Genomic DNA, 21180 nt, shown 5'->3' on the forward strand with positions numbered 1-21180 from the left:
CCGCCCCCCTGGTCCGTTCCGTACCGTACGCGGATCGGCTGCACCGGCAGGTTCGTTGCCCGCCGCGTGTCCGTCACTCTACGGGCTGAGGAGGCCGTGGTGGGAGCGGGCGGCCGCGCTCGCGGCCGATCTGCGCAGATCGTCCCCCTACCCAGCGGTACAGCCGTCTGGCAAGCTGCGGCCATGACTGCCCGCGCCGCTGACCGGACCCGCTACAACCGGGCCACCGCCCATCTCGACGCCCCGATCGCCGTAGTCGATCTGGAGGCGTTCGACGCCAATGCCGACGATCTCGTACGGCGTGCGGCCGGGAAGCCGATCCGGGTGGCGAGCAAGTCGGTGCGCTGCCGGGCGCTGCTGGAACGGGTACTGGCCCGCCCCGGGTTCGCCGGGATCATGTCGTTCACGCTCGCGGAGTCGCTGTGGCTGGCGCGTGCCGGGTTCGAGGACGTCCTGCTCGCCTATCCGTCCGCCGACCGCTCGGCCTTCGCGGAGCTGGCCGCCGACCCGAAACTGGCCGCCGCCGTGACCGTGATGGTGGACGACCACGCGCAGCTGGAGCTGATCGACGCGGCACGGGCGGGGGGCACGGAGGAGATCCGGGTCTGCCTGGAGCTGGACACCTCCCTGCGGATGCTGGGCGGCCGGGTCAGGATCGGGGCCCTGCGTTCGCCGCTGCGGTCCCCCGCCCAGCTGGCGGAGCTGGCCAGATCCATCGCCCGCCGGCCCGGTTTCCGGCTGGTGGGGCTGATGGCGTACGAGGGGCACATCGCGGGAGTGGGTGACTCGCTCGCGGGGCGGCCGCTGCGCTCACGGGCGATCCGGCTGATGCAGGCCACGGGCCGCAGGGAGCTGGCGGCCCGGCGGGCCGAGGTGGTGCGGGCCGTGCGGGCCGTGGCGCCGGACCTGGAGTTCGTGAACGGCGGCGGCACGGGCAGCGTGCAGCACACCGCGGCGGAACCGGCGGTCACCGAGATCGCGGCCGGTTCCGGCCTCTACGTGCCGCGGCTCTTCGACAACTACACCTCGTTCACGGCGCGCCCGGCCGCCCTGTTCGCCCAGCCGGTGGTGCGCCGGCCCGGGGTGGGCGTGGTGACGGTGCTGGGAGGTGGCTACCCGGCGTCCGGGGCCGCGGGCGCGGACCGGCTGCCGGTCCCGTATCTGCCGGAGGGGCTGCGCTACGACCCGCAGGAGGGCCCCGGTGAGGTGCAGACACCGCTGCTCGGCGCCCCGGCCGATGATCTGCTGATCGGCGACAAGGTGTGGTTCCGGCATGCGAAGGCCGGTGAGCTGTGCGAGCGGTTCGACGAGCTCCAGTTGATCGAGGGCGACCGGGTGACGGCGACCGTGCCGACGTACCGGGGCGAGGGGCGCACCTTCCTCTGAGCCGCCCGCCGCCCCTTCAGGGGGGCGATGGAGCTGCCGACGCCCCCCTCGGTGTCGCCGTCACCGAGGGGCCGGATGCCCTTGATGACGGTGTCCATGAGGGCGAGCGGCGGACCGTGGGGGCCCGCGTCGAAGGCGAAGCGGACGATGACGGGCGACTCGCTGCCGGCGGCGGAGGGGAAGACGAGGGGCTGCCACGTCGGGGTACCAGCCGGGCGGTGTCGGGTTGCTCATGGCACCGCCTCGGGGTCCGGGCCCTTCCCCTACAGGGGTGTGACGTACGCGCCGGAGATCCCGCCGTCGACGAGGAAGTCGGTGGCGTTGACGAACGAGGAGTCGTCGCTCGCCAGGAACGCCACGGCGGCCGCGATCTCGGTCGCCTCGGCGAACCGCCCGAGCGGAATGTGGACGAGCCGGCGGGCCGCGCGCTCCGGGTCCTTGGCGAAGAGCTCCCGGAGCAACGGGGTGTTCACCGGCCCGGGACACAGGGCGTTGACCCGGATGCCCTCGCGGGCGAACTGGACGCCCAGTTCGCGTGACATCGCCAGCACGCCGCCCTTGGAAGCGGTGTACGAGATCTGGGAGGTCGCCGCCCCCATCCTGGCGACGAAGGAAGCGGTGTTGATGATCGAGCCCCGGCCCTGGCGCCGCATGTAGGGCAGGGCCGCTTTGCAGCACAGGTAGACGGAGGTGAGGTTGACGTCCTGGACACGCTTCCACGCCTCCAGCCCGGTGGTGAGGATGGAGTCGTCGTCGGGCGGTGAGATGCCCGCGTTGTTGAAGGCGACGTCGACGGAGCCGTAGGTGTCGTACGCCGCCTTGAACAGGGCCTCGACCTGTTCGGGGTCGGTGACGTCGACCCGTACGAAGGTGCCGCCGACCGCTTCGGCTGTTGCCTTGCCGGCGGTCTCGTCGATGTCGCCGCAGACGACGTGCGCCCCCTCGGAGGCAAGACGGTGGGCGGTGGCCATCCCGATGCCGCTGCCCGCGCCGGTGATGACTGCCGTTCGGCCGACGAGGCGGCGGCAGATGTTCCCGTTGTCCGTGGTCATACCGGTTCAGACCTCCGTACTGAGGAAGACGTTCTTGGTTTCGGTGAAGGCGTCGAGGGCGTCAGGACCCAGTTCCCGGCCGAGGCCCGACTGTCCGAACCCGCCGAACGGGGTCCAGTAGCGCACTGCGGAGTGGGAGTTGACGGAGAGGTTGCCCGCCCGGACGGCCTGCGCGACGCGCAGCGCGCGCCCCACGTCTCGCGTCCAGAGCGATCCGGCGAGGCCGTACTCGGTGGCGTTGGCGAGCCGGACCGCGTCGGCCTCGTCCTCGAAGGGCAGGACGACGGCGACCGGTCCGAAGACCTCCTCGGTGGCGACGGGCGCGTCCGGTGGCACGTCGGTGAGGACGGTCGGCGGGAACCAGAAGCCGGGCCCCTCGGGCGCACTGCCACGGATCGCGGGGGCGCCTTCGGGGACGTAGCCGCGCACCCGGTCCAGTTGCGTCCGCGAGATGAGCGGGCCCATCTGCGTCTTCTCGTCGGCCGGGTCGCCGACGACGACGGCGGCGAGGGCCGGGGCGAGGAGTTCCAGGAAGCGGTCGTACACGGAGTGCTGGACGAGGATCCGGGTGCGGGCGCAGCAGTCCTGGCCCGCGTTGTCCAGGAAGGACATGGGGGCGGCGGCCGCGGCGGTTTCGAGGTCGGCGTCGGCGAAGACGATGTTGGGGCTCTTGCCGCCGAGTTCGAGGGTGACGCGCTTCACGCGTTCGGCGCACCTGGCCATGATCTGCTTGCCGACCCGGGTGGACCCCGTGAAGACGATCTTGGCGACTCCCGGGTGCTCGACGAGGGCGTTGCCCGCCTCGTCGCCCGCGCCCGGCAGCACCTGGAAGAGGTGCTCGGGAAGGCCCGCCTCCAGGGCGAGTTCCGCGAGGCGCAGTGCGGTCAGAGGAGTGGTCTCGGCCGGTTTCAGTACGACGGCGTTGCCCGCCGCGAGGGCGGGGGCGGTTCCCCAGGCGGCGATCGGCATGGGGAAGTTCCACGGGGCGATCACCCCGACGACGCCGAGGGGTTCGAGCAGGGTGATGTCGATGCCGCCGGGGACGGGGATCTGCCGGCCGCTCAGCCGCTCCACTCCCCCGGCGGAGAAGTCGAGCAGATCGCGGACGTTGCCCGCCTCCCAGCGCGCGTTGCCGATCGTGTGCCCGGCCTCCCGGACCTCCAGGCGGGCCAGCTCCTCGATGTGGGAGTCGACACGAACGGCGAAGCGGCGCAGCAGCCGGGCACGGTCGGCGGGTGCGAGCGCGGCCCAGACCCGCTGGGCCGCGGCGGCGCGGCCGACGGCTTCGTGCACCTCTGCCGCCGTGGTGGCGGGGACGGTGGCGAGCAGTTCCTCCGTCGCCGGGTTCAGTACCTGGTGCTCATGGCTCAAGAGGGTCCTCACAGGCGTTCGAAGGAGCGTCGGAGCTCCCAGTCGGTGACCGCTGCGTCGAAGGCGTCGAGTTCGACGCGCGCCATGTTGCGGTAGTGCGCGACGACTTCGTCACCGAAGGCCTCGCGCGCGATCTCGCTCTCCTCCCAGAGGCCGGCCGCCTCGCGCAGGGTGGTGGGGACGTGGTCGTACGCGGCGGCGTAGGCGTTGCCCTCGCACGGCTCGGGGAGTTCCAGCGCGTGCTCGATGCCGTACAGGCCCGCGGCGACGAGTGCGGCGACGGCGAGGTACGGGTTGACGTCGCCGCCCGGGAGGCGGTTCTCCAGGCGCAGGGACTGGCCGTGGCCGACGACGCGCAGGGCGCAGGTGCGGTTGTCGTGGCCCCAGGCGACCGCGGTCGGGGCGAAGGAGCCCGGCTGGAAGCGTTTGTAGGAGTTGATGTTCGGCGCGTACAGGAGGGAGAAGTCGCGCAGCGCGGCGAGCTGGCCGGCCAGGAAGTGGCGCATCACCGGGGCCATGGAGCCGTCGGTGTCCGCCATGACGCTGCGGCCGGGATCGCCGGTGGACCGGAGCGAGAGGTGGATGTGGCAGGAGTTGCCCTCGCGCTCGTTGAACTTGGCCATGAAGGTGAGCGCGACGCCCTCCTGCGCGGCGATCTCCTTGGCGCCCGTCTTGTAGACGGCGTGCTGGTCGCAGGTGACCAGGGCCTCGTCGTACCGGAACACGATCTCGTGCTGTCCGGGGTTGCACTCGCCCTTGGCCGACTCGACGGTGAGGCCCGCGCCCGCCATGTCGTTGCGGATGCGGCGCAGCAGGGGCTCGACTCGGCCGGTGCCGAGGACGGAGTAGTCGACGTTGTACTGGTTGACCGGGGTCAGGTCGCGGTAGCCCCGGTCCCAGGCCTGTTCGTAGGTGTCCTTGAAGACGATGAACTCGAGCTCGGTGCCGACGTGGGCGGTGTAGCCGTGCTCCGCGAGGCGCTCCAGCTGGTGGCGCAGGATCTGGCGGGGTGCGGCGGTGACGGGGGATCCGTCGGCCCAGGTGAGGTCGGCGGTGACCATGGCTGTGGCCTCGTGCCAGGGCACCCGGCGCAGGGTGCTGAGGTCGGGGTGCATGGCGAAGTCGCCGTAACCCCGGTCCCAGGAGGACATGGCGTAGCCGTCGACGGTGTTCATGTCGGTGTCGACGGCGAGGAGGTAGTTGCAGCCCTCGGTGCCGTGCCCCACGACCTCGTCGAGGAAGAAGGCGGCGGCGAAGCGTTTTCCCTGGAGGCGCCCCTGCATGTCGGGGAAGGCCAGGACCACGGTGTCGATCTCACCGCTGTCGACGAGGAGGCGGAGTTCCTCGACGGCGAGCGGGGCTGTTCGGTCGGACACGGGTGGATCCTCTCCTCGCGGGCCGACAGATGATCCAAATCTACGGGCGGGGCAAGGGATTTGGATACGGTGCCGGTTCGTTCCGCGTGCCGTGCGAGTGAAGTGAGGCGTCCGATGAACCGTCCGCTGATCGGGATCAGTACGTACCTGGAGGCCTCGGCGCGCTGGGGCGTCTGGGACCTGCCGGCCACGCTGCTGCCCGCCGGTTACGCCCGGCTGGTGCGGGAGGCGGGCGGCGTGGCCGTGCTGCTGCCGCCGGACGCGCCCGGCCTCGCGGCGTCGTTGGTGGACCGGCTGGACGCGGTGGTGGTGGCGGGCGGGCCGGACGTGGATCCTGCGCGGTACGGGGCGGAGCGCGGCCCGCGCACCGGGCCGCCCGCGCCGGAGCGGGACGGCTGGGAGGCGGCGCTGATCGGGGCGGCGCTGGAGACCGGCACTCCGCTGCTCGGGATCTGCCGCGGGATGCAGTTGCTGAACGTGGTGCTGGGCGGCACGCTGACGCAGCATCTGGACGGGCACGCGGGGCCCGCCGGGGCGACGGGGGTGTTCGGCACGCACACGGTGACACCGGTGCCCGGTACGCGCTACGCCTCCGTGGTGCCGGGCGCCTGCGACGTACCCACCTACCATCACCAGGCCGTGGACCGGCTCGGCGCGGGTCTGGTGGCCTCGGCGCACGCGGCGGACGGCACGGTGGAGGCGGTCGAGCTGCCGGGGCCGGGGTGGGTGCTCGGGGTGCAGTGGCACCCGGAGTGGGGTGAGGACGTGCGGGTGATGGCGGCGGTGGTGGCGGCGTCAGCGGGCGGCTGATGCGGGGCGCCCGGTACGCGTGGGAACCGCCGGGCACCCGGGGTGGTCCCACGGAATCGGCCGCTTCGCCGGGCGGCCGTCATCCCGCCCTCGGCGTAGCGTGGCCAGCAGGAGTATCCGTCGCCGTCTCGTCGGGCCGCCCGCCGTGAGCGCGGCCGGCCGCCTGTCCCGCCTCCCTCTCGTGGCCCGATGGTGAGAGGAGGAACGATGTCCGTCACAGCACCGGATGCGTTGAAGCAGGAAGCGTTCGCGGGCCGCATGGTTCAGGTGGTGAACGACACCTGCCTGGGCCTCATGGCGGGCCTGGGTCACCAGAGCGGCCTGTTCGACACGATGGCGGGGCTGGCGCCGGCCACGAGTGCGGAGATCGCGCAGGCCGCCGGTCTGAACGAGCGTTACGTCCGGGAGTGGCTGGGCGCGATGGTCGTCGGCGGCATCGTCGACTACGACGCCGGGCCGGGCACGTACGCGCTGCCTCCCGAGCATGCCGCCTCGCTGACGCGGGCGGCCGGGCCCGACAACCTGGCCAGGATCGCGCAGGACTTCGGCATGATGGGCGAGGTCGAGCAGCAGGTGCTGGAGGCGTTCCGGACCGGGGGCGGGCTGCCGTACTCGGCGTATCCGCGGTTCCAGAGCCTTCAGGCGGAGGAGTCCGGCGAGGTCTTCGACCTGGCTCTGGTGAACGGGATCGTGCCGCTCGTGCCCGGCCTCACGGAGCGCCTGCGCGCGGGCATCGAGGTGCTGGACATCGGGACCGGCCACGGCCACGCGGTCAACGTCCTGGCCAGGGCCTTCCCCGCGAGCCGCTTCCAGGGGCTCGACATGTCCGAGGAGGGCATCACCGCGGCTCGTGCCGAGGCGGCGGCGCTGGGGCTGTCCAACACCGCCTTCGACATCGGCGACTGCGCGGAGATCTCCGGCTCGTACGACCTGATCACGGCGTTCGACGTCATCCACGACCTGGCCCGGCCGTCGCGCGCACTGGCCGCCATCGCCGCCGCACTGGCCGAGAACGGCGTGTTCCTGATGGGGGACATCGCGGCGTCGAGCCGTCTGGAGGAGAACATCGACCACCCGCTGGGCCCCACGCTGTACACGTTCTCCGTCTTCTACTGCATGAGCGTCTCGCTGGGCGAGGGCGGTGAGGGGCTGGGCACCGTCTGGGGTGAGCAGACGGCCCGCAGGATGCTCGGTGAGGCCGGGTTCGGCCGGGTCGACACCCAGCGGGTCGAGGGCGACATCCTGAACGTGTACTACGTGGCGCGGCGCTGAGGACTGTCCGCGCGGTCAGCTGTCGGGCCCGTGCCCGGTCCGGCGCCGAAGCCAGTCCACCGCGGCCGCGCCCTGCGCCGCCTGGAACGCCCGGAGGGTCGGCAGGCCCGGCGGATCCGGGAGCAGCGAGTGCGCGACGAAGTAGCCGGCCAGCGCGCCGAGTACGGCGGTGACCCCGGCGGGGTCGGCGTCCCGTCCCAGCGGGTGGGCGGTGAAGGTGGTCTCCGGGTCGGGGCCGCCCTGGGCCGCCACGCACGGCAGCATCGTCAGCAGGTCGAACCAGGGTGCGGCCCGCATCGCGTGGGGCCAGTCGACGAAGACGACCCGGTCCTCGGTGAGCAGGATGTTGTCGGCGCGCAGGTCGCCGTGGGCGAGGCTGTCGCCGGTGGCGTGACCGGCCCAGCCGGACTCCAGTTCCGCGAGTGCGCCGAGCCGGCGAGCCGCCCAGGGGTCCAGCCGGGTCGTGTCACCGGCCGCGTACAGGGTTCGCCAGCCGGTGAACATCGTGGTTTTGCCCGTGGCGGCGGAGGGTGCGTCGACCGGGGCCGGCGTGAGGGACCGCGTCAGGTCGCCGACGGCCGCCAGGACGCGTGCCAGCTCGGCCGGATCCCAGGGGACGCGGGGCTGACGCCCCTCGATGTCCTCCAGGACCAGGGCGACACAGATGCCGTCGTCGTACGACCCGAGCAGCTTCGGTACGGGGGCCTGCGGCGGGAGCGCCGCGGTGTTCCGGGCCTCGGCACGGTGCTGGTCCGGGCTGTCGGCGTTGACCTCGGCACTCACGGCCTTCACGAAGGCGCGGCTTCCGTCCGCGAGCCGGACGCGGGCGGCGACCCCGGGCGAGAAGCCGCCGTTCTGGCTGCGGGCCTCGACGACCGGCGCGCCGAGGATGTCCTGGACGGCGTGGCGTACGGCGTGGGGCAGGTCGGCCCAGTGGTGGCGGACGCCGGTGGCAGGCGGTGCGGTCACGGTCATGCGCCCATCCTTCCCGCGCGGCAGACGGGCGGGCCAGCGGATTTCCGGGCCGCTGCGTAGGCGCGCGGCTCAGTCGCCGGAGGGGCTCGACCGCGTCAGGGAGAGCAGGTCACGGGCCGGGCCCGTGGGGCGGTGGCCCGCGGGCCAGACGGCGCGGAGCTGGCGGCGCAGACGGACGCCGGCGATCGGGACCTTGACCAGGCGCCGGGCCGAGAGTTCCTCACCGAGGGCCAGTTCGCTCAGGACGCAGGGTCCGGCACCGCTCTCCGCCGCCCCCTTCACCGCCGTGGTGGAGGAGAGCTCCAGGAGCGGCTGGGCCAGCCCGCCGTGCACGGCGAGGGCGGCGTCCAGGACCTGGCGGGTGCCGGAGCCGTGCTCCCGCAGGATCAGCGGCGTACCGGCCAGCTCCTGCGGGGTGAGCGGGGTCCGGCGGCGGGCCCAGGCGTGCGAGGGGGCGACCACCACGACGAGCCGGTCGTGCGCGATGACGGTGCCGTCGAGTCCCTCCGGAACGGACAGTCCCTCGACGAAGCCGAGATCCGCCTCACCGGTCAGCAGGCGCTGTGCGACCACGGCCGAGTTGCCGGCGAGGAGCGACACCGCCGTGTCCGGCCGTTCGCCGCGCAGGGCTATCAGCCAGCCCGGCAGCAGGTATTCGGCGATGGTCATGGATGCGGCGACCCGCAGCCGGGAGTCCCGGCGGTCCCGCAGTGCCTGGGCGCCCGCGTCGAACGCCTCGGCGGCCTCGACGATCCGGCGCGCCCAGTCGGTGACGAGTGCTCCCGCGTCGGTGAGGCGGGAGCCACGGGGCGAGCGGTCGAGGAGGGTGAGGCCGAGTTGCTGCTCCATCGAGCGGATGCGGCTGCTGGCGGCGGGCTGGGTGATGCCGACGTCCCGGGCGGCCCGTCCGAGGCTGCCGTGCCGGGCGACGGCGAGCAGCAGCTCCAGGGCGCCGAGATCGGGTACCCGGTGGGACAGGAGGGCGGGCGATTCGCTGGACATAAGCCCACCTTATGACCTCATAGGGCGGGACTCCCTGGTGGGGGAGGGTCGGGGCGCCGAGAATCGTGGCATGGCCATCTTTCCGCAGACCCGCACCGCTCCCCCGTACTCCCCCGCCCGGCGGCCGGCCCTGCGGCACTTCGGCCCCAACTGGTACGCGACCGTCATGGGCACGGCGATCGTGGCGAGTGCCGGCGTCGCCCTGCCCGTGCACGTCCCGGGGCTGCGGACGGCCTGCACGCTGGTGTGGGTGCTCTCCGCGGTGCTGCTCGCCGCGGTGCTGACCGCCCGCGCCGGGCATTGGGCCGCGCACCGCGACCAGGCCCGCGCCCACCTCATGGATCCGGCGGTCGCTCCGTTCTACGGGTGCCTCTCGATGGCGCTGCTCGCCGTCGGGGGCTCCGGGATGGTGGTGGGCAGGGACGTGATCGGCCATCAGGCGGCCCTGGCGCTGGACGTGGTGCTGTTCACCGCTGGCACGCTGACCGGGCTGGCCGCCGCAGTGGCGATTCCGTATCTGATGATCGTGCGCCACCGCCCGGAGCCGGGCACCGCCTCTCCGGTGTGGCTGCTGCCGGTGGTGGCGCCCATGGTGTCGGCCGCGCTCGGACCGCTGCTGGTGCCGGAGCTGCCCGAAGGGCAGTGGCGTCAGGCGCTGCTGCTCGCCTGCTACGCGATGTTCGGGCTGAGCCTGCTCGCGACGCTCGTGATGCTGCCGCTGATCTTCGCCCGGCTGGTGCACCGGGGCCCGCTGCCGCTCGTGCTGACGCCCACCCTGTTCCTGGTGCTCGGCCCGCTCGGCCAGTCGACGACCGCGGTCAACGCGCTGGCCGATGTGGCACCGGTTGCGATCCAGGCACCGTACGCCTCCGCGCTCGGTGCGTTCGCGGTGCTGTACGGGGTGCCGGTCATGGGCTTCGCACTGCTGTGGCTGGCGCTGTCCGTCGCCCTGGTGGTGCGGGCGGTGCGGGGCGGGATGAGGTTCGCCATGACGTGGTGGGGCTTCACCTTCCCCGTCGGCACGTGTGTGACGGGCGCTGCCGGCCTCGCCCGGCACACCGGTCTGGCCGCGTTCACCTGGCTGGCCGTGGCCCTGTACGTGCTGCTGGTGGCGGCCTGGGCGGTGGCCGGGGCGCGCACGGCGCGCGGGCTGCTCAGCGGGGCGCTGCTCGCGGCGCCGCAGGCGCCCGCGCCGGTGACGGCCCGGGCCGTGTGACGTACGCCTCGCCGGGGGTGTCTCAGCGCCGCGGGTCGAAGGTGGCGTCGACGTGCTCGGCCACGGCGACGAACAGCAGCCGGGTGCCGGGTACGGTGGCCCGCCAGCGGTGCCGCACCCCGCCCGAGAGGAACAGGGTGTCGCCGCGCTCCAGCCGGTAGGCCTGCCCCTCGGCCTCGACCTCGGCGGCGCCCTCCACGACGTACATCACCTCGTCGTTGCGGTGCTGGAACTCGCGCCCGAGGTCCAGCTCCCCGGTGAATTCGATGGCGCTGAGCTGATGACGGCCGCGCACCACCCTGCGTACCCCGTCCTCCTGGCCGCCCCGCACGACATCGACCGCGCGAGCCGAGTCCGCGGCCGCGCGCAGCCGTGCGGTGGTGGTCTCCAGGGCTTCGGCGACCCGGTCCAGGGAACGGGCACTGGGCCTGGCCCGCTCGTTCTCGATCTGGCTCAGGAACGGTACGGACAGCCCGCTGCGCCCGGCGACCGCGGCCAGGGTGAGTCCCAGGGATCTGCGCTGCCGGCGGACCGCGGCGCCCACCCGGAGTGTTTCCTTGTCGTCCATTGTCCGGCTCCCTCCCGACTCGCCATCCTTGCGGTTGCGAGCACCTTACGCACACCGTTGGGCGAGGTCGGCAGGAAAAGAGCCGTCCGGACAGCCGGAAGGGGTGGGGACCGCCGCCGGCGGTCCCCACCCCTTCCGTGCAGCGGCGCTGGTGGGCGCGCTGCCGCAGCTCCTGCTACTGCTGAGGAGCGATCTTGTCCGCGATGCCCGGATTCTTCTCCATCCAGGCCTTCACGGCTTCCTCCTCGTGGCCCGCACCGCGCTTCTGGATCTGGTTCTCCAGGCCGGCGAGCTGGTCCTCGCTCAGCTTGAAGTCCTTGAACCACTTCGTCAGCTGCGGGTAGTTCTCCGGGAACTCCTTGGAGGCGACGGTGTGCAGCCGGTCGCCGTCACCGAAGGCCTTCTTGGGGTCCTGGAGCTTGGTCATCCCGTACTCGCTGTACGCCCAGTGCGGGGTCCACAGCATGACGGCGATGGGCTCCTTCTTGGCGTAGGCACGCTTCAGCTCGGCGAGCATGCCGGGCGTCGAGGAGTCGACGACCTTGTACTCCTTGTCCAGGCCGTAGCCCGGCAGCACGTTCTTCTTGAGGTTCTCCATCGTGGCGGTGCCCGGTTCGATACCGACGATCCGGTTCTTGAACTGCGCACCCTTGCCCTTCAGGTCCGCGAGGGACTTCACGTCCTTGACGTAGTCGGGCACCGCGATCTCGAGCGAGGTCGGGCCGTACCACGAGCCGAGGTCCGTCAGCCGGGAGCCGTACTTGTCCCAGTAGTTCTTCTGGGTGTACGGCAGCCAGCCGTCGAACTGCACGTCGAGCTGGCCGCGGGACATCGCGGCGTACATCGGGCCGACCTCGAACTGCTTGAGGTTGATCTTGTAGCCGCGCTCCTCCAGGACGGCCTTCCACAGGTACGTGGCGGCGATGTCCTCCTCCCAGGGGAACCAGGCCATCTCCACGGTGCGGTCGCGCTCGTCCTTGCCGTCCGCGCCCTTGGACGAGGCGGCCTTCTTGACCGGGGTCCACTTGTCGGCGACGCCCGGATTGGCCTTCAGCCAGGTGCGGACGGCCTCCTGCTCCTTGCCGGAGCCGCTCTTCTGGATCTGCGCCTCGAGACTGGTGAGCTGATCCTCGGTCATCTTGAAGTTCTTGAGCCAGTTGCCGACCTCGGGGTTGTCGGCCGCGAAGCCCTTGCGGGTCAGCGTGTGGATGCCGTCGCCCTTGCCCCAGAGGTTCTTGGGGTCCTTGAGCTTGGTGAGCTCGTACTGGTTGTAGGCCCAGTGCGGCGACCAGAGGGGAACGACGATCGGTTCCTTCTTGGCGTACGCGCGCTTGAGCTCGGCCAGCATGGACGGCGTGGAGCCGTCGACGACCTTGTACTCCTTGTCCAGGCCGTAGCCGGGCAGGATCTTGTCCTTGAGCAGGCCCGTCTCACCGGCACTCGGCTCGATGCCGACGACCCGGCCCTTGAAGTCGGACGCCTTGCCCTTGAGGTCGTCGAGCGAGTCGACGCCCTTCACGTACGAGGGAACGGCGAGCTCCAGGGAGGTCGGGCCGTACCAGGAGCCCATGTCCTCCAGGCGGTCCTTGTACTTCTTCCAGTACGCGGCGTGGGTGACCGGCAGCCAGGAGTCGGTCTCGAAGTCGATCTGGCCGCCCGCCATACCGGTGTACAGCGCGCCGGCCTCGTACTGCTTGACGTCGACCTCGAAGCCGCGCTGCTCCAGCATCTCCTTCCACAGGAACGTGGAGGCGATGCCTTCGTCCCACGGGATGTATCCCATGCTGATCTTCTTGCCGGCCCCGATGTTCTTCGGGTCGGAGCTCGCGGTGCTGTCCGCGTCCGAGGAGCCGAACAGGCTCATGCTGCCGGCCACGAGCGCGAGGACGACGATGCCGGCCACGGCGACGACGGGCTGGGGGCGGTGGTTCCACACCTTGAGTCCACCGGTCACCGACTGCGCCTTGGCGAGCGCGCGGCGGGCGAGCGGGGAGACCTCGCGGCCCAGGGCGCTCGTCATGCGGTCCAGGTACATCGCGAGGATGACGATGGAGACGCCCGCCTCGAAGCCGAGGCCGACATCGACGTTGCCGATGGCGCGGTAGACGGAGCCGCCGAGGCCGCCGCCGCCGACCATGCCGGCGATGACCACCATGGACAGGCCCAGCATGATCACCTGGTTGATGCCCGCCATGATCGTGGGCAGCGCGAGCGGCAGCTGCACCCGCAGCAGGGTGTTGCGCGACGTGGTGCCGAAGGCCTCGGCAGCCTCGACGAGTTCGGGGTCGACCTGGCGGATGCCGAGTTCGGTCATCCGGACACCCGGAGGCAGCGCGAAGATGATCGTGGCGATGATGCCGGGGACCACGCCCACGCCGAAGAAGATGACGCCGGGGATCAGGTAGACCATGGCGGGCATCGTCTGCATGAAGTCGAGGACCGGCCGGGTCACCGCGCTCACGGTCTTGGAGCGGGACGCCCAGATACCGAGGGGGACGGCCAGGACCAGCGTCACGATGGTCGCGACGAGCACCAGGGTGAGGGTGTCCATCGCTTCGTCCCACAACTCGATCGAGTCGATGAGGGCGAAGCCGACGAACGCGAGCACACCGGCGAGCAGACCGCGCAGCCACCAGGCGATGACGGCGACGATGCCCGCGAAGAGCAGGGGGGCGGGGGCGGAGAGAACGGCGGCGATGCCGTCGAACATGCCGCTCACGACGGAGCTGATGGCGTCGAAGAGCCAGGCGAGGTGGGTCTGGAGCCAGTCGACGGCGGAGTCGACCCAGTCGCCGAGGTGAAGCCTAAACACTGGCCACCTTCTTCAGCGAGGCCGCGGCGTCCTGGGGAGCCTCGGTGGGGGTCATCGGCTCACCGAGCACGGCGAGCAGCCGGGCCCTCGGCACGACGCCGACGAGCTTGCCCTTGTCATCGGTCACGGCGACCGCGACCCCGCTCTGAGAGCAGGGGGTGAACAGCTCGATGATCGGGGTGGACTCGACGACGGTGGCCGGAGCCTCCCGAAGGACGTCGGCGGGCGTACGCAGTTCCCTGCCGTCGTCGGTCTTCATGCCCATCACCGTGTGCGGCTCGGCCATGATGGCGCCCGCGGTCAGCACCCGGGAGCGGTCGACGTCCTGGGTGAAGGAGGCGACGTAGTCGTTGGCCGGCGTGACGAGAATGTCCTCCGCCGTGCCGAGCTGGACTATCTCGCCGTCGCGCATCACCGCGATGCTGTCGCCGAGGCGCATGGCCTCGTTGAGGTCGTGGGTGATGAAGACGATGGTCTTCTTCAGCCGCTTCTGCAGCTCCAGGAGCTGGTCCTGCATGTCGCGGCGGATCAGCGGGTCGAGCGCGCTGAAGGACTCGTCCATCAGGAGCAGGTCGGCGTCGGTGGCGAGCGCGCGGGCCAGGCCGACGCGCTGCTGCATACCGCCGGAGAGCTCGTCGGGCCAGGACTTCTCCCAGCCGGCGAGACCGGTCAGCTCCAGCGCCTCGGTGGCGCGGCGGTTGCGCTCGGCACGCGGCACACCCTGCACCTCGAGGCCGTACGCGGCGTTCTCCAGGACGCTCCGGTGGGGGAAGAGCGCGAAGTGCTGGAACACCATGCTGATCTTGGTGGAGCGGACATGGCGCAGCTGGGCGGGGCTCAGGGCGGTCAGGTCCTGACCGTCGAAGAGCACCTTGCCGGCAGTGGGCTCCAGCAGCCCGTTGAGCATGCGCAGCAACGTGGACTTGCCGGACCCGGACAGACCCATCACGACGAAGATCTGGCCCGGTTCCACGGTGAATGATGCGTCGATCACCGCGGCGGTCGTTCCGTCGGCGCGCAGCGCGTCACGGTTCGTGCCGCTCTCGAGCTTCTGCACGGCTTGATCGGGTCGTCTGCCGAACACTTTGTACAAGTGTTCGGCTTGCAGCCTTGACACATACACCTCACGCGTTGAACCGAAAAACGGTCTGCCACCCCCTCCGGCAGACCGTGGAGCGGTGCGGATTCGGTCCGCATGGCACGTACACCAGTTGAAAATGCGACGTGGTCCGCTCCGATGCCGCGCCTGCCCCCGCTTACACGGAGCAAACGCAGGAGTGACTCAGCTCACAGAAGCCCGGCCCGGCTTCGGGAACCGCGTCCGCGGCGGCCACTGTCGGTGGGGTGCGGCATCATCGGGGTGTGACGCGACGCCTGATGCTCCTCGACACCGCCTCCCTCTACTTCCGCGCCTACTTCGGAGTGCCCGACTCGGTGCGCGCACCGGACGGGACCCCGGTCAACGCCGTGCGCGGGCTGCTGGACTTCATCGGCCGGCTCGTGCAGGACCACCGGCCGGACGATCTGGTCGCCTGCTGGGACGCGGACTGGCGGCCGCAGTGGCGGGTGGACCTGATTCCCTCGTACAAGGCGCACCGCGTCGCCGTGGAGACGGGCGCGGGGCTGCCCGACGAGGAAGAGACGCCCGACACACTGGCCCCGCAGGTGCCGGTCATCGCGGACGTCCTCGACGCCCTGGGCATCGCCCGGGTCGGCGCCGCGGGATACGAGGCCGACGACGTGATCGGAACGCTGGCCGGCCGCGCGGCCGGCCCGGTCGACATCGTCACCGGGGACCGCGACCTCTACCAGCTGGTGGACGATGCCCGCGGAGTGCGGGTGCTCTACCCGCTGAAGGGCGTCGGCACCCTCCAGGTGACGGACGAGGCCTGGCTCCGCGAGAAGTACGCGGTGGACGGCCCCGGCTACGTCGATCTGGCGCTGCTGCGCGGCGACCCCAGCGACGGGCTGCCGGGCGTGCCCGGGATCGGCGAGAAGACGGCGGCGAAGCTGCTGGACGCGTTCGGCGATCTGGCCGGGATCATGGCCGCGGTCGACGATCCGGCCGCCAAGCTGACGCCCTCGCAGCGCAAGCGGCTCGACGAGGCCCGCGACTACGTGGCCGTGGCGCCGACCGTGGTACGGGTCGCCGGTGACGTGCCGCTGCCGGAATTCGACCCCGCGCTGCCCTCCGAGCCGCGCGATCCCGCGACGCTCGAAGCGCTTGCGGAGCAGTGGGGGCTGGGTGGGGCGCTCCAGCGCCTGCTCTCCACACTCGCCGCCTGAAGTGTTAGGTTAGGTGACCCTAAGGCCGACGTTCGCATGTATCGGGCACCGGTCCGGCATCCGGAGCAGGGAGACAACCTCGTGGCAGAACGACCGGCGCGGCGGGCACCCAAGGCGCAGGGTGCGCAGGTCCTGCGCACCGAGCAGATCACCCCGCACATGATCCGGGTGGTGCTCGGCGGCGACGGTCTCGCCGACTTCGCGCTGTCCGGCTTCACCGACCACTACGTCAAGCTGTGCTTCGCGCCCGAGGGCGCCGATTACGCACACCCCTTCGACATGGCCCGCATCCGCGAGGAGTTCCCGCGCGAGCTCTGGCCCACGACACGTACGTACACGGTGCGCTCCTGGGACCCGGGCACCCGGGAGCTCGCGATCGACTTCGTGGTGCACGGCGACGAGGGCCTCGCGGGCCCGTGGGCGGCACGCGCGGCGACGGGTGACCAGGTGACCTTCCTGGGCCCCGGCGGCGGCTACGCCCCCGACGCCTCGGCCGACTGGCACCTGCTGGTGGGCGACGAGAGCGCGCTGCCGGCGGTGGCCGCGACGCTGGAGCAGATGCCCGCGGGTGCGGTGGTGCACGCGTTCATCGAGGTCTCGGATGCCTCAGAGGAGCAGAAGATCGCCTCGCCCGACGGCGTCGAGGTCACCTGGTTGCACCGCGGCGAGCGGCCGGTGGGCGAGGCACTCACCGCAGCGGTGAAGGATCTGGAGTTCCCCGCGGGCGACGTCCAGGCGTTCGTCCACGGCGAGGCCGGCTTCGTCAAGGAGATCCGTCGGCACCTGCGGCTCGACCGGGGGATCCCGCTGCCGCAGCTGTCCATCTCCGGCTACTGGCGGCTCGGCCAGAACGACGACGCCTGGCGCTCGGTCAAGCGTGAGTGGAACGAGCAGGTGGAGCGCGAGCAGGAGAGCGCCGCGTAACGGCCCTCCCCCGCAGCCGACCTCGCTGTGCCCCGGCCCATGGGCCGGGGCACAGTCATGTCCGTCGCCGTGATCGCGGCACGGCGTCACGGGCTCAGTCGCGCGCGTCCCCGCCGAACGCCCTCGCCGACGCATCGACATGCGCGAGCCGCCGCAGTGCGGCGAACATCGCCTCCCCGAGCACCGTGCCGACGACCACGCCCTCCACCAGGTCCTCCCGTGCCACGCGGCGCCCGACGTAGTCGATGTCCGCCCGCGCGACCTCTTCGGCGGCGGCCGCGTAGTCGTCGAGCAGTTCCACGAAACTGCCGTGGCCGGCCCGGCGCAGGGCCACCAGCACCTCGGCCAGGGACTCACCGCCGGGACTGCCGGCCTCGCACCGCCAGCCCTTGCGCCTGAGGAGTTCCGCCACATCCTCGCGGGCGTCCTCGAGTTCGGATCCGGAGTCCGCGCCCCGGGACAGCGCGATGCCCTTCGCCGCCGCGCCCAGCACGTCGAACAACGGCTGCTCGGGGTCCTCCATCACCCGGAGCACCTCCCCGATGGCCGCCAGCGGGAGCCCGCCGACGTCCAGCAGCGCGCGGATCAGCCGCAGCCTGCGCTCGTGTCCGTCGTCATAGCTCGCCTGATTGGGGCTGGTCAGCCGCCCGGCGGGCAGCAGCCCCTCCCGTACGTAGAACTTGATCGTCGGCACCGGGACCCCGGACCTGCGGCTCAACTCGCCGATGCGCACCGCGCGTTCTCCCTCTTTCCGCTTGCCAACCCCGCATCCCATCCTAGATAGTTCCACTACCGGATAGCGGGAAGTGCCGCTATCCATAATCATCTCAGGGGGATCCCATGCACCAATGGCGCACCTGGCACCGCCCGTTAGTCCTCTTCGCCGCCGCCATGGCGGTGATGACGGTCGTCTCGGGCGTGGGCCTGCTGGTCGACGACCGAGTCCTTACGGGCGCGGCGATCTGGTCCAAACCCTTCAAGTTCGCGGTCTCGTTCGTGGTGTACGCCCTCGCCCTCGCCTGGATGCTCACGCTGGTCACCCGGGGCCGGCGCACCGGCTGGTGGGCCGGTACCGTGGTCGCGCTCTCCAGCTTCGCGGAGATGGCGATCATCACCGCGCAGGTCGTCCGCGGGAAGCGCAGCCACTTCAACCACGCCACACCCTTCGACGAGTCCCTGTTCAACGCGATGGCCGTGACCGTCGTCGTCCTGTGGGCGGGCACCCTGCTCATCGCGATCCTGCTGCTGCGTGCCCGGATCGCGGACCGCGCCTCCGCCTGGGCCATCCGCTCGGGCGTGTCCTTGGCCCTGGTGGGCGCCGGCTTCGGCTTTCTGATGACGCAGCCCACGAAGGAGCAGCGGGCGGCCGGGAATCTCGACACGGCCGATGTGATCGGCGCGCACGCCGTGGGCGTACCCGACGGCGGGCCTTCGATGCCGCTCACCGGCTGGTCGACGACCGGCGGCGATCTGCGCATCCCGCACTTCGTGGGGATGCACGCGCTCCAACTGCTCCCCCTGTTCCTGCTCGCGGTGACCGCGCTGGCGCCGCGCTTCGTCCGGCTGCGCGATCCCCGGGTGCGGCTGCGCCTGGTGCAGGTCGCCTCCGGCGCCTATGCGGCGGTCACCGCCCTGGTCACCTGGCAGGCGCTGCGCGGCCGGCCGCTGATCCACCCGGACGGAGCGACCCTCACCGCCGCCGCGCTCACCCTGGCCGCCACCGCCGCCGGTACGTACGGCGCCCTGCGGACTGGTTCCGGGGCGCACACCTCCCCCTCCGCCGAGAAGGAGCTCGTGTCATGACCGGTGCACTCTTCGAGACCGCGTTCGTACTGGCAGCCCCGTTCTGGCTGCTCATGATCTTCCTGCCGAACCGGGCGTTCACGGCGCGTGTCGCCGCGTCGCCGCTGACCGTCCTGCCGGTGCTCGCCGTCTACCTGGTCATGGCCCTTCCGGTCCTTCCCGAGCTCTGGACTGCCGTGAGCAGCCCGGACATCGACACCTTCCGCGATCTGACGGCGCTGTCGAACGGGGCAGGAGCGGTCTGGGCGCAGGTCATCGCCTGGGACCTGCTGCTGGGCCAGTGGATGTTCCTGGAGAGCCGCCGGCTGGGCATCTCCCCGTACGTGGTGGGCCCGCTGCTGGTGCTGACCATTCTGCTCTCGCCGTTCGGACTGCTGCTCTTCCTGGTGCTGCGCGCGGCCCGGCTACGCGGAACCCGGCCCGGGAGGGGGCTCCCGGGCCGGGCGGAGAGGGTGACGGCGGACCGTTGACGGACCGCCCGTCAGACGGACTTCTGGTACGCGCGGAAGGTAAGGGTCGACAGCCACACCGCGACCACGGCCAGCGCCAGCAGGGCACCTGCGCGGCTGAGGACCAGGCCGAGGTCGGGATCCGCCGTCAGCGCCGACCGGCCCGCCACCATCGCCCAGTTGACCGGGTTGAAGTCGGCGATGTGACGCATCCAGGACGGCATCTGGCTCGGGGCCATGAAGGAGGTGGAGAGGAAGGTCAGCGGCAGGAGGAGGAAGGTGTTGATGCCGATGATCGACTCCCGCTGGCGGACCAGCATGCCGAGGGCGTTGGAGAGCGCGCCGAAGACCGTACCGAGCAGGATCGAGGCCACGACCAAGGTGAGCAGCCCGCCCGCTCCGCCCGGGTAGGTGGCGCCCGCGGCCCGGCCGAGCAGGACGATGATCACGGACTGCACCGCCGTACTGATGCCGTTCTGCACGACGTTGGCGTTCATCAGCGCGTTGCGGCTGACCGGCGTCGTCAGGAAGCGGTTGAGCGTGCCCCGCTCGATCTCCTCCAGCGTGCCCATTCCGGCCCACATGCTCGATCCGAGTGCGCTCATCACGACGATGCCGGGGACCAGGTAGTCCAGGTAGGACGTGGTGCCGAAGCCGCCGAGTTCGACGACCTTCCTGAAGAGGTTGCCGAACAGGAACAGCCAGATCACCGGCTGGATCAGCGAGATCACCAGGAAGACCGGCTGCCTGAGGATCGCCGTCAGCTGGCGCTGGGTCATGTACCAGGTCTGGGCCAATGCCTGACTGCTCATCGGGTACCTCCGGCGGCCGCCGGTGCGGGGGCGTGGTGCGGGCCTGCGGCCTCGGCCTCGGCTTCGGCTTCGGCTTCGAAGAAGCGGCGGCCGGCGTAACGGAGGTAGACGTCGTCCAGGGAGGGCCGGGCGACGGTGGCTGCGGCCACTGCCGCACCGGCCCGCTCCAGGGCGGCGAGCAGCACCGGGACGGCGGCGGCCCCGTCCTCGGCGCGGACGCTGACCCGGCGACCGTCCACGAGCACCTCGTGAACTCCGGGCAGGCCGGCGAGCGCGGCGGTGACGGCGTCGCGAACGCCGTCGGCGCGCAGCTCCATGTGGACGGCGTCGCCCCGCAGTTCGCCCTTGAGGTCGTCGGGGGTGCCCTCGACGACGATACGGCCGCGGTCGACGATCGCGATGCGTTCGGCGAGCCGGTCGGCCTCTTCCAGGTAGTGGGTGGTGAGCACGATGGTCAGCCCCTCCTCGCCCGCCAGCCGGGAGATCTCCTCCCACATGGCCGTGCGGGCCTCCGGGTCGAGACCCGTCGTCGGTTCGTCGAGGAAGAGCACCTCGGGGCGGTGCACCAGGCCCAGCGCCACGTCGAGCCGGCGCTGCATACCGCCGGAGTACCCCTTGACCTGCCGTCCCCCGGCGTCCGCGAGGTCGAAGCGGTCCAGCAGCTCATCGGCGCGGCGCCGGACGGCGGCGCCTCGCATTCCGTACAGCCGCCCCTGGAGCACCAGGTTCTCGCGCCCCGTGGCGACCGGGTCGGCACCGGACTTCTGGGCGACGACGCCGATGGCCCGGCGGACCCGGTCGGGGTGGCGCAGGACGTCGTGCCCGGCGACCGTCGCGGTGCCGGAGTCCGGGCGGGCGAGGGTGGTGAGGATCTTGACGGTGGTGGACTTCCCCGCGCCGTTGGGCCCGAGGAGCCCGAAGACGGTGCCGGGGGTGACGGTGAGGTCCATCCCGCTTAGCGCGGTGACGTCCCCGGGATAGGTCTTGATCAGCTGCCGCGCCTGAACGGCGGGCGCACGGGTGCTCATGGCGGAGCTCTCCTGTGGTCGGCGGGGCGCTCGGGTGT

The 21180-nt window shown here is 71.6% G+C and carries 19 protein-coding genes; 8 read left to right on the plus strand and 11 right to left on the minus strand.

What is annotated here, in order from left to right; translation table 11 throughout:
- The first annotated feature begins 183 nt into the window (after window positions 1-183).
- Entirely contained in the window at window positions 184-1386 is a 1203-nt protein-coding gene (locus ABZ434_RS31365; protein ID WP_359143762.1) for an amino acid deaminase/aldolase, read from the plus strand.
- A 263-nt stretch (window positions 1387-1649) separates the two neighbouring features.
- Here ABZ434_RS31365 and ABZ434_RS31370 read toward each other — a convergent pair whose 3' ends face one another.
- The 3 genes from ABZ434_RS31370 to ABZ434_RS31380 are packed head-to-tail and all read right to left on the minus strand — an operon-like array spanning window position 1650 to window position 5185.
- Window positions 1650-2438 carry a 3-oxoacyl-ACP reductase gene (locus ABZ434_RS31370; RefSeq protein WP_359143765.1) on the minus strand — a complete coding sequence of 263 codons (789 nt, stop codon included), beginning with the start codon at window positions 2436-2438 and terminating at the stop codon, window positions 1650-1652.
- A gap of 6 nt (window positions 2439-2444) precedes the next feature.
- Complete coding sequence (locus ABZ434_RS31375; protein WP_359143768.1) at window positions 2445-3809, minus strand: aldehyde dehydrogenase family protein; 1365 nt, start codon at window positions 3807-3809, stop codon at window positions 2445-2447.
- Between the two features lie 8 nt (window positions 3810-3817).
- The gene (locus ABZ434_RS31380; RefSeq protein ID WP_359143771.1) at window positions 3818-5185 is read right to left on the minus strand and encodes a glutamine synthetase family protein; all 1368 of its coding nucleotides are present in this window, start codon (window positions 5183-5185) and stop codon (window positions 3818-3820) included.
- Between the two features lie 114 nt (window positions 5186-5299).
- Here ABZ434_RS31380 and ABZ434_RS31385 point away from each other — a divergent pair, with 114 nt between their 5' ends.
- Together ABZ434_RS31385 and ABZ434_RS31390 are read left to right on the plus strand one after the other, a co-directional pair.
- Window positions 5300-5995 (plus strand): gamma-glutamyl-gamma-aminobutyrate hydrolase family protein, encoded by a 696-nt coding sequence (locus tag ABZ434_RS31385; RefSeq protein ID WP_359143774.1) that lies wholly within the window; start codon window positions 5300-5302, stop codon window positions 5993-5995.
- Window positions 5996-6202: 207 nt separating this feature from the next.
- Window positions 6203-7267 carry a methyltransferase domain-containing protein gene (locus ABZ434_RS31390; protein ID WP_359143777.1) on the plus strand — a complete coding sequence of 355 codons (1065 nt, stop codon included), beginning with the start codon at window positions 6203-6205 and terminating at the stop codon, window positions 7265-7267.
- A 15-nt stretch (window positions 7268-7282) separates the two neighbouring features.
- Here ABZ434_RS31390 and ABZ434_RS31395 read toward each other — a convergent pair whose 3' ends face one another.
- Both ABZ434_RS31395 and ABZ434_RS31400 read right to left on the minus strand, forming a co-directional pair.
- A complete protein-coding gene (locus ABZ434_RS31395; protein ID WP_359143780.1) occupies window positions 7283-8242 on the minus strand; it encodes an aminoglycoside phosphotransferase family protein in 960 nt (319 codons plus the stop codon).
- A gap of 69 nt (window positions 8243-8311) precedes the next feature.
- The gene (locus ABZ434_RS31400; protein ID WP_359143783.1) at window positions 8312-9244 is read right to left on the minus strand and encodes a LysR family transcriptional regulator; all 933 of its coding nucleotides are present in this window, start codon (window positions 9242-9244) and stop codon (window positions 8312-8314) included.
- 70 nt (window positions 9245-9314) lie between these two features.
- Here ABZ434_RS31400 and ABZ434_RS31405 point away from each other — a divergent pair, with 70 nt between their 5' ends.
- Window positions 9315-10460 carry a TDT family transporter gene (locus ABZ434_RS31405; RefSeq protein WP_359143786.1) on the plus strand — a complete coding sequence of 382 codons (1146 nt, stop codon included), beginning with the start codon at window positions 9315-9317 and terminating at the stop codon, window positions 10458-10460.
- A gap of 22 nt (window positions 10461-10482) precedes the next feature.
- On the opposite strand, the gene ABZ434_RS31410 is transcribed toward ABZ434_RS31405, so the two are convergent.
- The 3 genes from ABZ434_RS31410 to ABZ434_RS31420 form a co-directional block, all read right to left on the minus strand.
- On the minus strand, window positions 10483-11028 hold the full coding sequence (locus ABZ434_RS31410; RefSeq protein WP_359143789.1) for a helix-turn-helix domain-containing protein: 546 nt from the start codon (window positions 11026-11028) through the stop codon (window positions 10483-10485).
- Between the two features lie 175 nt (window positions 11029-11203).
- Window positions 11204-13840 carry an ABC transporter permease/substrate binding protein gene (locus tag ABZ434_RS31415; protein ID WP_359143792.1) on the minus strand — a complete coding sequence of 879 codons (2637 nt, stop codon included), beginning with the start codon at window positions 13838-13840 and terminating at the stop codon, window positions 11204-11206.
- A complete protein-coding gene (locus ABZ434_RS31420; protein ID WP_359143795.1) occupies window positions 13833-14897 on the minus strand; it encodes a glycine betaine/L-proline ABC transporter ATP-binding protein in 1065 nt (354 codons plus the stop codon). The genes ABZ434_RS31415 and ABZ434_RS31420 overlap by 8 nt, the downstream gene beginning before the upstream one ends.
- 320 nt (window positions 14898-15217) lie before the next feature.
- On the opposite strand from ABZ434_RS31420, the gene ABZ434_RS31425 reads away from it, so the two are divergent.
- Together ABZ434_RS31425 and ABZ434_RS31430 are read left to right on the plus strand one after the other, a co-directional pair.
- Window positions 15218-16126, plus strand: coding sequence for a 5'-3' exonuclease (locus ABZ434_RS31425; protein WP_359143873.1), 909 nt, complete (start codon window positions 15218-15220; stop codon window positions 16124-16126).
- 81 nt (window positions 16127-16207) lie between these two features.
- Complete coding sequence (locus ABZ434_RS31430) at window positions 16208-17050, plus strand: siderophore-interacting protein (RefSeq protein ID WP_359143798.1); 843 nt, start codon at window positions 16208-16210, stop codon at window positions 17048-17050.
- A gap of 94 nt (window positions 17051-17144) precedes the next feature.
- Here the strand turns inward: ABZ434_RS31430 and ABZ434_RS31435 are convergent, their stop codons facing one another.
- The gene (locus ABZ434_RS31435) at window positions 17145-17783 is read right to left on the minus strand and encodes a MerR family transcriptional regulator (RefSeq protein ID WP_359143801.1); all 639 of its coding nucleotides are present in this window, start codon (window positions 17781-17783) and stop codon (window positions 17145-17147) included.
- Between the two features lie 107 nt (window positions 17784-17890).
- Between ABZ434_RS31435 and ABZ434_RS31440 the strand changes: the two genes are divergently transcribed.
- Entirely contained in the window at window positions 17891-18853 is a 963-nt protein-coding gene (locus ABZ434_RS31440; RefSeq protein WP_359143804.1) for a hypothetical protein, read from the plus strand.
- Complete coding sequence (locus ABZ434_RS31445) at window positions 18850-19323, plus strand: ABA4-like family protein (RefSeq protein ID WP_359143807.1); 474 nt, start codon at window positions 18850-18852, stop codon at window positions 19321-19323. The genes ABZ434_RS31440 and ABZ434_RS31445 overlap by 4 nt, the downstream gene beginning before the upstream one ends.
- Window positions 19324-19334: 11 nt before the next feature.
- On the opposite strand, the gene ABZ434_RS31450 is transcribed toward ABZ434_RS31445, so the two are convergent.
- Entirely contained in the window at window positions 19335-20114 is a 780-nt protein-coding gene (locus ABZ434_RS31450) for an ABC transporter permease (RefSeq protein ID WP_359143810.1), read from the minus strand.
- Window positions 20111-21142, minus strand: a complete 1032-nt coding sequence (locus ABZ434_RS31455) for an ATP-binding cassette domain-containing protein (protein ID WP_359143813.1) — start codon at window positions 21140-21142, stop codon at window positions 20111-20113. Before ABZ434_RS31455 ends, ABZ434_RS31450 begins: the two co-directional genes overlap by 4 nt.
- Window positions 21143-21180 lie beyond the last annotated feature (38 nt).

Source organism: Streptomyces sp. NPDC005761 (assembly GCF_040630635.1).
Taxonomy (GTDB): Bacteria; Actinomycetota; Actinomycetes; order Streptomycetales; family Streptomycetaceae; genus Streptomyces.

What these genes read in the sequence shown, in the direction of transcription:
- ABZ434_RS31365 (WP_359143762.1), top strand. Translation starts at nt 184, where the DNA reads ATGACTGCCCGCGCCGCTGACCGGACCCGCTACAACCGGGCCACCGCC.
- ABZ434_RS31370 (WP_359143765.1), bottom strand. Translation starts at nt 2,438, where the DNA reads ATGACCACGGACAACGGGAACATCTGCCGCCGCCTCGTCGGCCGAACG.
- ABZ434_RS31385 (WP_359143774.1), top strand. Translation starts at nt 5,300, where the DNA reads ATGAACCGTCCGCTGATCGGGATCAGTACGTACCTGGAGGCCTCGGCG.
- ABZ434_RS31390 (WP_359143777.1), top strand. Translation starts at nt 6,203, where the DNA reads ATGTCCGTCACAGCACCGGATGCGTTGAAGCAGGAAGCGTTCGCGGGC.
- ABZ434_RS31395 (WP_359143780.1), bottom strand. Translation starts at nt 8,242, where the DNA reads ATGACCGTGACCGCACCGCCTGCCACCGGCGTCCGCCACCACTGGGCC.
- ABZ434_RS31400 (WP_359143783.1), bottom strand. Translation starts at nt 9,244, where the DNA reads ATGTCCAGCGAATCGCCCGCCCTCCTGTCCCACCGGGTACCCGATCTC.
- ABZ434_RS31405 (WP_359143786.1), top strand. Translation starts at nt 9,315, where the DNA reads ATGGCCATCTTTCCGCAGACCCGCACCGCTCCCCCGTACTCCCCCGCC.
- ABZ434_RS31410 (WP_359143789.1), bottom strand. Translation starts at nt 11,028, where the DNA reads ATGGACGACAAGGAAACACTCCGGGTGGGCGCCGCGGTCCGCCGGCAG.
- ABZ434_RS31425 (WP_359143873.1), top strand. Translation starts at nt 15,218, where the DNA reads ATGCTCCTCGACACCGCCTCCCTCTACTTCCGCGCCTACTTCGGAGTG.
- ABZ434_RS31440 (WP_359143804.1), top strand. Translation starts at nt 17,891, where the DNA reads ATGCACCAATGGCGCACCTGGCACCGCCCGTTAGTCCTCTTCGCCGCC.
- ABZ434_RS31445 (WP_359143807.1), top strand. Translation starts at nt 18,850, where the DNA reads ATGACCGGTGCACTCTTCGAGACCGCGTTCGTACTGGCAGCCCCGTTC.
- ABZ434_RS31450 (WP_359143810.1), bottom strand. Translation starts at nt 20,114, where the DNA reads ATGAGCAGTCAGGCATTGGCCCAGACCTGGTACATGACCCAGCGCCAG.
- ABZ434_RS31455 (WP_359143813.1), bottom strand. Translation starts at nt 21,142, where the DNA reads ATGAGCACCCGTGCGCCCGCCGTTCAGGCGCGGCAGCTGATCAAGACC.